General features: G+C 66.5%; 9 protein-coding genes. 5 read left to right on the top strand and 4 right to left on the bottom strand.

Going from position 1 to position 12304, the window contains the following annotated elements:
* Positions 1 to 5: 5 nt before the first annotated feature.
* Positions 6 to 1601, bottom strand: coding sequence for an L-aspartate oxidase (locus tag JQ639_RS09575; RefSeq protein ID WP_211965878.1), 1596 nt, complete (start codon positions 1599 to 1601; stop codon positions 6 to 8).
* A gap of 83 nt (positions 1602 to 1684) precedes the next feature.
* Positions 1685 to 2788, bottom strand: coding sequence for a quinolinate synthase NadA (nadA, locus tag JQ639_RS09570; protein ID WP_211965877.1), 1104 nt, complete (start codon positions 2786 to 2788; stop codon positions 1685 to 1687).
* Positions 2789 to 3131: 343 nt separating this feature from the next.
* Here nadA and JQ639_RS09565 point away from each other — a divergent pair, with 343 nt between their 5' ends.
* The 4 genes from JQ639_RS09565 (at position 3132) to JQ639_RS09550 (ending at position 8618) form a co-directional block, all read left to right on the top strand.
* The gene (locus JQ639_RS09565; protein ID WP_211965876.1) at positions 3132 to 4370 is read left to right on the top strand and encodes an MFS transporter; all 1239 of its coding nucleotides are present in this window, start codon (positions 3132 to 3134) and stop codon (positions 4368 to 4370) included.
* Positions 4371 to 4430: 60 nt separating this feature from the next.
* Complete coding sequence (acuI, locus tag JQ639_RS09560; protein WP_211965875.1) at positions 4431 to 5417, top strand: acrylyl-CoA reductase (NADPH); 987 nt, start codon at positions 4431 to 4433, stop codon at positions 5415 to 5417.
* A gap of 130 nt (positions 5418 to 5547) precedes the next feature.
* Entirely contained in the window at positions 5548 to 6081 is a 534-nt protein-coding gene (locus JQ639_RS09555; protein ID WP_211965874.1) for a hypothetical protein, read from the top strand.
* Positions 6082 to 6623: 542 nt separating this feature from the next.
* A complete protein-coding gene (locus JQ639_RS09550; protein WP_211966544.1) occupies positions 6624 to 8618 on the top strand; it encodes a carbohydrate porin in 1995 nt (664 codons plus the stop codon).
* Between the two features lie 54 nt (positions 8619 to 8672).
* Here the strand turns inward: JQ639_RS09550 and JQ639_RS09545 are convergent, their stop codons facing one another.
* Together JQ639_RS09545 and JQ639_RS09540 are read right to left on the bottom strand one after the other, a co-directional pair.
* A complete protein-coding gene (locus JQ639_RS09545) occupies positions 8673 to 9152 on the bottom strand; it encodes a hypothetical protein (protein ID WP_211965873.1) in 480 nt (159 codons plus the stop codon).
* Between the two features lie 152 nt (positions 9153 to 9304).
* Positions 9305 to 10846: an efflux transporter outer membrane subunit gene (locus JQ639_RS09540; protein ID WP_211965872.1), complete on the bottom strand. Its 1542-nt coding sequence runs from the start codon at positions 10844 to 10846 to the stop codon at positions 9305 to 9307.
* A 221-nt stretch (positions 10847 to 11067) separates the two neighbouring features.
* On the opposite strand from JQ639_RS09540, the gene JQ639_RS09535 reads away from it, so the two are divergent.
* On the top strand, positions 11068 to 12300 hold the full coding sequence (locus tag JQ639_RS09535) for an efflux RND transporter periplasmic adaptor subunit (RefSeq protein ID WP_211965871.1): 1233 nt from the start codon (positions 11068 to 11070) through the stop codon (positions 12298 to 12300).
* The last annotated feature ends 4 nt before the right edge of the window (positions 12301 to 12304 follow it).

Here is a 12304-nt window from a genome sequence, read left to right as displayed (position 1 = left end):
GGACATCAGGCGGTGAGGGCGAGCGCGGCATGGCGCGTTTCGGTCTGCAGCGAGGCGGCGATCTCGCGTGCCGCGGAGAGGGTGGTCATGGTGCGGCGGGCGGGTGCCGGCGCGGCGGCCGGATAGTCCGAGCGGCAATGCGCGCCGCGGCTTTCGCGGCGGCTGAAGGCCGCGGTCGCGACCAGCAGCGCCGCGGCGGCCATGTTGCGCAGCGCCGCGGTCGGCGCGCCGGCCTCGATGTCGGCGAGCGAACGCACGGCGGCGGCCAGGCCGTCATGTTCACGGATGACGCCGACCTGGGTGGCCATGACTCGCCGCAGCCGGCCCTTGCCGAGATCGACCAAGGGTGAGCGCGGCTCGTCCGCCACGAGGCGCGGCAGCCTGGCACGCGGCAGCGTCCGGCCGGCGATGTCGTCGGCGATGCGGCCGCCATAGACCACGGCTTCCAGCAGCGAGTTCGATGCCAGGCGGTTGGCGCCATGGGCACCGGTCGACGACACCTCGCCGCCGGCCCATAGGTTGGTCAGCGACGTGCGGCCGTGGCTGTCCACGGCGATGCCCCCCATGTGATAGTGCACGGCCGGTGCGATCGGGATCGGCATGGTCGCGGGATCGAGGCCTGCGGCGACGCAGCTCGCGTGTACCGTGGGAAAGCGATCGGCGAAGCGCGCGCCGAGCGCGGTGCGGGCATCGAGGAATGCGCCGCGGCCGGCGCCGATCTCGGCGTATACGCCGCGCGCGACAATGTCGCGCGGCGCCAGCTCGGCGAGCGGATGCAAGGCGGTCATGAAGCGTTCGCCGCGATTGTTGATCAGTACGGCGCCTTCGCCGCGCAGCGCCTCGGTCGCGAGCGGCGCCGGATCGCGCCCGATCATGATCGCGGTGGGGTGGTACTGGACGAACTCGGGATCGGCGATGACCGCGCCGGCGCGCGCGGCGATGGCAAGGCCCTGGCCTCGTGCCTCCGCGGGATTGGTAGTGACCTCGTAGAGATGGCCGATGCCGCCGGTCGCGAGCACCACCGCGCTCGCCGCGATGGTGGCCGGCGCGTATTGATCGTCGGATTCGTGCAGCACCAGCCCGGCAACCGCGCCGTCCTCGGTCAGGAGGTGCTCGGCCGTGAAGCCTTCGAGCACGCGGATCGATGGCGTGGCGCGCACGGCGGCGACCAGTGCCGCCATGATCGCGGCGCCCGCCATATCGCCGCGGACATGCACGATGCGTCGCGCCGAATGCGCCGCCTCCTGGCCGACCGCGAGGCGGCCGTCGGAGTCGCGGTCGAACGGCACGCCATAGCGCAGCAGTTCCTCGATGCGTGCCGGCGCTTCGCGGGCGATGCCGAGCGCGATGTCGGCGTCGACGAGGCCGCCGCCTACCGCCACCGTGTCGGCCGCGTGCGCTTCTGCGCTGTCACCGCTCGCGATGGCGGCTGCGATGCCGCCCTGGGCCCAGGCGGTCGAGGCGCCCTGGCCGAGCGGTGCGGCGGTGATCACGGTCACCGGCCGTGGCGCGAGCTTGAGCGCGCAGAACAGCCCGGCGAGGCCGCCGCCGACAATGACGATGTCGTCGAGATGGGGGTGATCGGTGGTGGTAGCGGTCATGGACATCGGTCCTTGGGAGGGATGAGGCGGGACATCGGACGTCGGCCCCGATGTCCCGGGGGAGTGTCGTGCGGGGACCGCCGTCAGCTCTTGAGGTGGATCATGCGCTCCACCGAACGCCGCGCGCGTGCCGCGATCGCCGGATCGACCGTGACCTCCTCGGTGAGGTTGAGAAGGCTGTCGAGGATCTTCGGCAGCGTGATCCGCTTCATGTGCGGGCACAGGTTGCACGGGCGCACGAAGTCGACCTCGGGCAGCTCCGCCTTGACGTTGTCGGCCATCGAGCACTCGGTGACCATGATGATGCGCTTGGGCTTGCGCGTGCGCACCCAGTCGATCATGTGCGCGGTCGAGCCGGTGAAGTCAGCTTCCGCAATCACATCCGGCGGGCATTCCGGATGGGCGATGATCTGCACGGAGGGATCGATGGTGCGATAGCTGCGCAATTCGTCGCCGGTGAAACGCTCGTGCACCTCGCAGGCGCCCTTCCAGGCGATGATCTGCACCTTCGACTGCGAGGCGACGTAGCGCGCGAGGTACTGGTCGGGCAGGAAGATCACGCGCTCGGCGTTCAGGCTCTCGACCACGGCGAGGGCGTTGGACGAGGTGCAGCAGATGTCGACTTCCGCCTTCACCTCGGCCGAGGTGTTGACATAGGCGACCACCGGCACGCCGGGGAATTTGTCGCGCAGCAGCCGCACGTCCTCGGCGGTGACCGCCTCGGCGAGCGAGCAGCCGGCGCGTGAATCCGGAATCAGTACGGTCTTGCCGGGATTGAGGATCTTTGAGGTCTCGGCCATGAAGTGCACGCCGCACTGGACGATGATGTCCGCATCCACTTTCGTCGCATCGCGCGCCAGCTGCAGCGAGTCGCCGACGACATCGGCGACGCAGTGGAAGATTTCCGGCGCCTGGTAGTTGTGGGCGAGGATCACAGCGTTGCGTGCGCGCTTGAGCTCGTTGATGGCGTGAATGGTCGGCGCCATGGTCGGCCACTCCACCGGCGGGATCACCGCCCGCACCCGTTCATAGAGATGCGCGGTCGCGCGTTCGACCTCGGGCGTCCAGGCAAGCGCGGGTGGAGGCAGCGGGCTGCCACCGGCCGCAGCATGGCTGCGGCGGGGCCGGGCGATGAGGGGGATCGTGGCTCCGATGTCGTCGGGACCGAGAAGGGCGGTGATCGGCATGAGTCGTCTCCGGATGCAACCTCTTTTTGCTCTTCTTGAGCATAATTGAGGTCCAAGAAATCCGGCCACAGAGGCCGGTGATCAGGGCGTTGCGGGTGAAGCCAGCCGCGGAAGCTGGCTACTTATTCTCCAAATGAGCAAAAGAAACATATCACGCGTCCGTCACTTTCGCCAGCCCCACGGCTTGCCAAAATCCGCACGGCTGTTGGAATGAATTTGCATCGCTGCGATGCGACAGGGCGATTCGATCTCCCGTCGCGATCGCTTTATCTTCATGCAGCCGCATGTTTTCAGGCCGTGGCGCGACGATCCGATCGCGACCGGCCTTCCCGGGGGAAATGCCATGTCAGCCGACGCCGTCACCGTCACACCGCGTCCGTGGCGTACTCCGCTGCTGATCATCGCCTGCGGCGGTCTGATCGGCATGTTGACTTTCGGTCCGCGCTCGACCTTCGGTTTCTTCATTCAGCCGATGAGTCATGATCTCGGCTGGGGGCGGGACGTCTTCGCCTTTGCGCTCGCGGTGCAAAACCTGCTGTGGGGGCTCGGCCAGCCGTTCGCCGGCGCCATCGCCGATCGTTTCGGCACGCTGCGGGTGCTGTCGGTCGGAGCGCTGATGTATGCAGCCGGCCTGCTGCTGATGCGCTACTCCGGCTCGCCGACGGTGCTGACGCTGTCGACCGGCGTGCTGATCGGTTTCGGCCTGTCCGGCTGCTCGTTCAACCTCGTTCTCGCCGCGTTCAGCAAGCTGGTGCCGCCGCACAAGCGCAATCTCTCCCTCGGCGTCGGCACGGCGGCCGGTTCGTTCGGCCAGTTCCTGTTCGCGCCCGTCAGCGTCGCGCTGATCGACACCATCGGCTGGCCGGCGACGCTGACGATGTTCGCCGCGCTGATGCTTCTCGTGGTGCCGCTGTCGTTCGCAGTGGCGACGCCGCCTGCGGCCTCCATCGATGCGCCGGCGGAGGAGAAGCAATCCTTCACCCAGGCGCTGAGCGAAGCGTTCGGCCACCGCTCCTATGTTCTGCTGGTAATCGGCTTCTTCACCTGCGGCTTCCAGCTCGCCTTCGTCACCGCGCATCTGCCGGCCTATCTCGTCGATCGCGGCATGGCGGCGCAGACCGGCGGCTGGGTGCTCGCGGTGATCGGCCTGTTCAACATGGTCGGCTCGATCGGCGTCGGCTGGCTCTCCAGCTATTTTCCCAAGCGCTACATCCTGTCGACGATCTATTTCGTGCGCGCGATGTCGGTGGTCGCCTTCATCTCCCTGCCGATAACGACGACCTCGGCGATCCTGTTCGGCATCGTCACCGGCCTCACGTGGCTGTCCTCGGTGCCCCCGACGTCGTCACTGATCAGCCTGATGTTCGGCACGCGCTGGCTTGCCACGCTGTATGGTTTCGCGTTCGTCAGCCATCAGGTCGGCGGTTTCCTCGGCGCCTGGTTTGGTGGTCTCGCTTTCAATCACTACGGCTCGTATAACGTGGTGTGGTGGCTGTCGGTGCTGTTCGGCGTGCTGTCGGCGCTGATCAACCTGCCGATCGTTGAAAAGCCGGTGCTGCGCGCTGCGGCCGAGCCGGCGTGAGATGGGCGTGGGTCGGGGTGGGCCGGCCTCCGTCGTTGATTTCGAGATGGGGAGTTCGTCGTGGGTACGTTCAAGGCCATTCGCATCGACAAGGTTGACAAGGGCACGACCGCCGCGCTGACGCAGTTCGACGACGCCGACCTGATGGACGGCGACGTCACCGTCGCGGTGGAGTGGTCGACCATCAACTACAAGGACGGCCTTGCGATCACCGGCAAGGCGCCGGTCGTGCGCCGCTTTCCGATGATCGCCGGCATCGACTTCGCCGGCACGGTGCTGGAGTCGAGCAACCCGCAGTGGAAAGCCGGCGACAAGGTCATCGGCAACGGCTGGGGCATGGGCGAGACCCATCTCGGCGCCTATGCACAGAAAGCCCGCGTCAAGGGCGACTGGCTGGTGCGCCTGCCGGACGGCATGACAACGCGCGATGCCATGGCGATCGGCACCGCCGGCTACACAGCGATGCTGTCGGTGCTGGCGCTGGAGAAGCACGGCCTCAACCCGAAGCGCGGCGCCATCATCGTGACCGGCGCGGCCGGCGGCGTCGGCTCGGTGGCCATCGCCATCCTCGCCGGGCTCGGCTTTCATGTCATCGCCTCGACCGGCCGGACGTCGGAAGAGCAGTACCTGCGCAGCCTCGGTGCTGCCGAGATCCTTGATCGCAACGAACTTACCGCCGCGGCCAAGCCGCTCGCCAAGGAGTTGTGGGCCGGAGCGATCGACAGCGTCGGTTCGACGACGCTCGCCAACGTGCTGTCGATGACGAAGTATGGCGGCGCGGTTGCCGCATGCGGCCTTGCCGCGGGCATGGATCTGCCGACCTCGGTCGCGCCGTTCATTTTGCGTGGAGTGTGCCTTTTGGGCATCGATTCCGTGATGTGCCCGATCGAGACCCGCCGGCGGGCCTGGAGCCGTCTCGCTACCGATTTGGACCGCTCGAAACTCGCTGAAATTACTCAGGAAATTAGCCTCGACGAGGTCCTGTCCACAGCCCCTTCGATCCTCGCCGGTCAGGTCCGCGGCCGGCTGGTCGTGAAAATCATGTGAAACGTTCAGACTTTACCAACCATCGTGCGCCAATGTTGCCATGGTTGGTATGGTAAGCAGCGGGTTAAGGCAGGCCAAGGCGCGGCTTTCGGCGCGGTCGCCGGCAAACCCGATGAGTTGGAGTTGCATCATGTTGGCGCGTTTGATTGCTGGATCGCTCGTGGCTGCCAGTGTGGTCGTTCCCGCGATCGCCGAAGAAATGACCCCCGAACAGGCCCGGCAATTCGTCGCCAACAAGCTGTTCTCCTTCACCTGCTTCGATGGCTCGAAAGGATCGGGCCGCATCTACAGCGACGGTTCGGTCGCCGGCTCCATCCAGTTCGGCGGTTCGGGTCCGGTCCGCTACGCGCGGCTGCCGATCAACACGATCCAGGTTCGTCCCAATTCGGTATGCGCCTCGCTCAAGGGGCTGCCATTCGAACCTTGCTTCAACCTCACCAAGAACGACGAAGTCTCGTTCCGCGGCTCGGTATCGGGCATGGGGTTCGCGTACTGCGAATTCCACAAGCACGGCAACTCGATGATCATGGCGCGCGCGCAGATCCGTCCGCGCCGTCTGCACCCTGCGGAGACGCGCTCTGCCGATGCCACGCCGCGGTCGGAAAGCCGCGCCGAGCCGGTGAAGGCCGAACCCGCGCTGGAGCTGCGCCGCTCGACTGAGTGAGCGTTGCGTCGGGCGCTTTCTTCCATTCACGGCTGCCCGATACCGCAGGTCTCCCTGCGATGTAAGACACGCGCATGCGCTGTGGCTCGTACGCAACGTGCGACTGCTGTTTCTTCATCGTCACAGTCGTGCGCAATCATGGTGCTCGGCCGCATTCCGATGCGGTTCGGTCGACCTGCCTGTGTTGACAGAATGTCGCAGTTGGCTCATCAGGGCGGTGGGCATCCTATCCACCCGGGAGGATAGGCGCCGTCCGCAGGGGATGATGCGCGCGATGTCGTGGTCGTATTCCACGGCCTGTCGAGAGGGGCTCGTCCTCGCGCGCAAGGGGGCAGGCCAGCATGTTCGACGCCGTCGCTGATCGTGGGCCATCGGATCCCGTCGCATTACGTCTGTCACGTGGATGTCATAAATCGTGGAGCGTGACGGACGGTCGCTCGAACGTACGCATGGTGCGCGTGGCTCGCGCCTCGATCCCGTCTTTTGCGGCTCTCTGGCTGATGGCGTCTGCCACGCCGGGCATTGCCGCGGACTGGCCTGTCATGCCGGTGAAGGCGCCGATCGCCGCGGCAGGCTTCGACTGGAGCGGCTGGTATGTCGGCGGCCATGTCGGCTTCACGCGGGGCGAATCGAACTGGAGTGCCGCGCCGACCGGTGTCGGCGCGCCGGTGAATGGGGCCTTCGACCTGCCGTTTCATTTCGACGTGATGGCCGGAACGGGCAGCTACGTGGCCGGCCTGCAGGCCGGCTACAACTACGTCTCGCGATCGCGCGTGCTGCTCGGCGTCGAAGCCGATCTGACATTCCCCAATTCCGATGTGCTGGTGCCTTACTCGGTGCGCGGCAGCCAGCTCGTTGCGACGTCGCTGCTGGGTGCGGTGAGCTATGGCGAAGCCGTGATTCATTACGGCAGCGCCCGTGCACGCGTCGGTTATGTGTTCGATCAGTTCCTGTTGTATGGCACGGCCGGCTTCGCCTGGACCTACGATCAGGTCACGCGCACCCAGGTCGCCGGAACATCGCCCAACGGAAGCGCAACGCCGGGCACCGTAGACAACGCATTGCTGTGGCGGTTCGGCTGGGCGGCCGGTGCCGGCATCGAGTTGCCGATCGACAAGAACTGGAGCGCCAAGGCCGAGTATCTCGCCACTGGCTTTGGCCGCAAAGGCGCCGTGTTTCCCGCCGGCGCCGAAGGTTATGCGGCCGATCTGACGCTGCAAAGCATTCGCTTCGGCCTGAACTACCATCTCGGCGACACGTCGCGGCTTCCGGATCTGCTGATCAAGGGACCGACAGCGCTTGAGACCGACTGGTTCGCGGTCCACGGCCAGTTCACATACACCAACCAGTATGCGCCGCGTTTCCGCGCGCCCTACAGTGGCCCCAACAGCCTGGATGGCGGCATCGGCCGCGAGACCGCCGACCTCACCCTGTTCGCCGGCATCCGCTTGTGGCAGGGTGCCGAGGCTTGGATCAATCCCGAGATCGACCAGGGTCTCGGCCTCAGCAGCTCGCTCGGCGCCGCCGGTTTCCCGAGTGCCGAAGCCTACAAGGTCGGCGCCGACTATCCCTACCTGCGGCTGCACCGTGCGTTCCTGCGCCAGACCATCAATCTCGGTGGCGAGGTGCAGCAGCTCGATGCCGGACCCAACCAGTTTTCCGGATCGCAGACCTCGGACCGGCTGGTGTTCACGGTCGGCAAGTTCAGCGTCGGCGATGTCTTCGACACCAATCGGTACGCGCATGACCCGCGTAGCGACTTCCTGAACTGGGCGATCGTCGATACCGGCACGTTCGACTATGCCGCGGACGCGTGGGCCTATTCGGTCGGCGCTACCGCCGAGTGGTACCAGGGCCCGTGGACGCTGCGCTTCGGTCTGTTCGACCTGTCGATCGCGCCGAACCAGACGGCGCTCGACTCCCGCTTCGAGCAGTTCCAGTGGATCGGCGAGCTGGAGCGGCGCTACACCATCCTCGACCAGCCGGGCAAAGTCGCGGTCACAGGCTTCCTGACACGTGGACGAATGGGTAGTTTCGCCGACGCCATCCAGCTCGCCATGGTGACAGGCGGCCCTGCCGACATCACGGCGGTGCGCCGTTATGCCAGCCGCGGCGGTATCAGCATGAATCTGGAGCAGCAGCTCGTGCCGAACGTCGGTCTGTTCGTCCGCGCCGGCATCGCTGACGGCCGGCGCGAGCCCTATGAGTTCACCGATATCGACCGCACCGTCGCGGCGGGTCTCTCGCTGTCGGGCAAGCAGTGGGGGCGCGACGGCGATACCTTCGGCATCGCCGGGGTGGTCAACGGCATCACGACCGTGCATCAGGCGTTCCTCAACGCCGGCGGTCTCGGCATCCTGGTCGGCGACGGCATGCTGCCGAATCCGGGCTCCGAGAAGATCATCGAGGCCTACTACAGCTTCCCGGTGTTCGCCGCGAAGCTGACGCTGGACTATCAGTACATCGTCAACCCCGCCTACAACCGTGACCGCGGTCCGGTCTCTGTGCTCGGCGCCCGCTTCCATTCGCAGTTCTGAAGCGCCTGCGCAGGCCGTGACGGATCATGAATCCCCCGGCGTCATGCCGACGGATCAGTGACCGAACTGCCTGCCGTCCCAATGCAGCGTGGCCTGGCAGGCATCACCGCAATGCACGGTGAGCGCGGTGGCGCCGGCGGCCTGATCCAGATCGATCTCCCTGGCATACCCACGCCAGACCTCGCGGACCTCGACCGGTCCGCTCGCGATGTAGACATGGTGCAGGCAGCTGTCGCCGCGGCACAGTGCGGCGCGGTTGTTGCAGTGAACCTGATCGAGATGCAGCGAGACGAACGTTCCGCCATGAGCGCCGGGCAGGTAGCGCACATATCCGGTCCGCACCAGAAGCTGCTCGTCGCCGCAGGCCTTCTGCGCGGCACGAAGCGTGCGCTCCACGGCCGGCGGCAGCTGCTTCAGCCGTTCGACAGGAAGTGGCGTCCAGTCGCTGTGGGGACCCGCGAAGCTGAACGCAAACGCGTTCGATGCCGACGCGAGCAACAGTGACGTCGTCAACGCAATGATCGTCTTTATCATGTTGACCAACCTCCGTTCGAATCCGTCTGGCGCTGTCATTCGGCGCACGTGACTCGGGTCAGGCGGTGCAGCACACTACCACGACTCGCCGCCTGTCGCGAGTTGCGGTCGAAACACCGGACGCCGGCTCGGCACGCGCGCAGCAGTGCTGCTCAGAATGCGCCAGTCGCAGCGATGACCTCGGGGGTCTGCGGCGGCTCGAACACGCAGGCGCGCCAGTCGCGCGATGGACAATCGGCAGGCCAGTTTCCGCCAAGCGCCATGAACAATGCGGCGACGTCCGAAAGGCGGGTCGCTTCCGCCTGCACCCGCGCGATCGCGGCGTTGAAGTAGGTCTGCTGGGCGTTAAGGACAATCACCTGGTTGATCAGGCCGAGCGTGAGCTGCTTCTGGATCAGCTCGAGGCTGGCCTTGGCGGCGATCTCCGCCTTGATCGCGGCCTGCACCGCGGGCGCGTCGGTCTGCAGGCTGCGCAGCGCGTCGGTGACGTTCTGCATCGCGGTGATCACCGCCTGGCGGTACAGCGCTTCCGATTGCTCCAGCGCCGCCTCCGCCGCCTTCTGCTTGTGGTACAGCGTCATGCCGTCGAACACCGTGTGGCTGGCGCTCGCGGCCACGGTGTAGAACAGCGTCCCCGGCGTCATCAGCTCGGCGAACTTGAACGCGGCAGCGCCCGGGTTGGCCGACAGCGTGATGTTCGGCAGCCGCGCGGCGATCGCGACGCCGACAAGGGCGCTCGACGAATGCAGTGCCGCTTCAGCGGCGCGCACGTCGGGGCGCTGGCGCACCATGGTCGAGGGCAGGCTGACCGGCAGGTTGGCCGGCAGCGTCAGCCGCCGCAGGTCGAACTTCTGCAGCACTTCGTCGGCAGAGAACTGGCCGGCGAGGGCGGTCAGCAGGTCGCGCTGCACCGCGAGTTGCTTCTGCAGCGGCGGCAGGGTTTGCTCGACCTGGGCGAGCGCGGCCTCCTGGGTCAGCACATCAACAGCTGCGATATGGCCGAGCTCGAACTGGCTCTTGAGAATGCCGAGAATGTCGCGGGCGATCTTGATGATGCGCTCGGTGGCGGCGATCTGGCCGCGCAACGAGGCTTCCTGGATCGCCGCGGTGACGACGTTGGCGGTCAGCGTCAGGTACGCCGCCTCGAGCTGGTACTGGGCCTGCTCGGCCTGGGCGTCGAGGCTTTCGACGTTGCGCAGGTTCTGGCCCCAGATGTCCGGCGTGAAGCTGACGTTGAGCTGCGCGGTGTGCAGCGTGTAGCGGGTCTGCGGCGTCACTTCCGGGTCGACCGTGCCGTTGGCGGACTGCTGCAGGTCGGACGGGGTGTAGTTGGCGCCGATCTGCGGGAAGAACAGGCCACGCTGCGCCAGCGCATTGAACTGGGCGACGCGGATCGCGGCTTCCGACGCCTGCAGCGACGGATTGTGCTCGATCGACAGGCGGATCAGGTCGTTGAGCGGTTTTGAGCGGAACGCCGCCCACCAGCGGGTCGGGATGTCGGCGCCATTTGTGAAGCGCTGGCCGGCGACGCGCGGCGCGCCGGGGGCGGCGCGCGGCGAGGCCAGCGGCTCCGGGGTGTAGCCGGCGACGTCGGGCGTCGGCGGCGAGGAGAAGTTGGGCCCGACCGCGCAGCTCGACAGCAGAACGGCCGTGAAGGAGGCCAGCACAGCCGGACGACACTTCAGCATGGACATCGCGTTTCCCGAAAATAGCAAGGCACCAGGGATCGCGGCGCCGTCGGCAGAGGAAGGTAAGCGGGCCGCACCCTAGAAACTGTTCGCGGGGGCGGGAACTGCGATTTGTCCAGTTCGCAGCCGTGGTTTGTCACAGTGAATCGGCCGGCGGTTTGGGAGCATAAGAGGCGCGATTTGCCCAGGTGCTCGCGGGGGCGCGGGCCGAGCAAGCAGGTGCAGTGATGGCTAACCCAAAATCGAAGGCGATGCTGGCGGCGGGCGCCGTGCTGTGCTTCGCCGCAGGCGCATATTCGGTCAACCACCTGTCGGCATGGCTGGGAACGGGCGCAAAAGCCGTCAGCTCCGACGCCAACGCCAAGGCCGATACGGCGGATGTCAAGACCGGCTCGGTCGGTGGAGTTCCGAGCGTCCAGCTCAACGACAAGCAACTGTCGACCGTGAAGGTCGAGGTGGTCGGCGAAAGCGAGTTTCCGGTCGAGAGGTCAGCGGTCGGCAGTATCGATTTCAACGAGGACATGACCCTGCAGGTGTTCTCGCCTTATCAGGGGCGGATCCTGGAGCTGTTCGCAAAGGTCGGTGACGACGTCACCAAGGGACAGGTGCTGTTCACGATCGATAGCCCCGACCTGCTGACGGCGGGCTCGACCCTGATTTCGTCGGCCGGTGTGCACGAACTGACGACGCGGGCACTCACGCGCCTGAAGATGCTGTACGAGTCGCGGGCTATCGCCCAGAAGGACCTCGAGCAGGCGGTGTCGGACCAGCAGACCGCCGAAGGCGCGCTGAAGGCGGCGCGCGACGCGGTGCGCATCTTCGGCAAGACCGAAAGCGAGGTCGATGCGATCATCAGGGAGCGCAAGGCGGATTCGCGCCTTGTGGTGAAAAGTCCGATCAGCGGCCGCGTGACCGCCCGCGCCGCTGCGCCCGGTCTGTTTGTTCAGCCCGGGAATGCGCCGGCGCCGTTTTCGGTGGCCGACACGGCGACGATGTGGATGCTGGCGAATGTTGCCGAGAGCGATGTTCCGGCGGTGCGCCTCGGCCAGGAGGTCAAGGTTTCGGTGGCGGCCTACCCGAACAAGGTGTTCGAGGGGCGCATTTCCACAATCAACTCCACCGTGGATGCCAGCACCCGGCGCATGCTGATCCGTTCGGAAATCGACGATCCCGAACATGAGCTGCGCTCGGGCATGTTCGCGCGTTTCGTGATCCGGACCGGAGATCCGATCCGCTCGCCTGCGGTGCCGCTGGGCGGCGTGGTCCGTGAAGGCGATGGCACAATGACGGTGTGGGTCACGACCGATCGGCGTCGCTTCAGTCAGCGCACCGTCACCGTCGGCACGCAGAAGGATGGCATGCGGCAGATCCTCGGCGGGGTGAAGCCCGGTGAGCTGGTGGCGACTGACGGCGCGGTGTTCCTGAGCAACATGCTGGCGATCGGACAGGCCGGCGGCTGAACGG

This window comes from Bradyrhizobium sp. U87765 SZCCT0048 (assembly GCF_018131225.1).
Lineage (GTDB): Bacteria > Pseudomonadota > Alphaproteobacteria > Rhizobiales > Xanthobacteraceae > Bradyrhizobium_A.
This window is presented reverse-complemented; position numbering and strand designations above follow the sequence as displayed.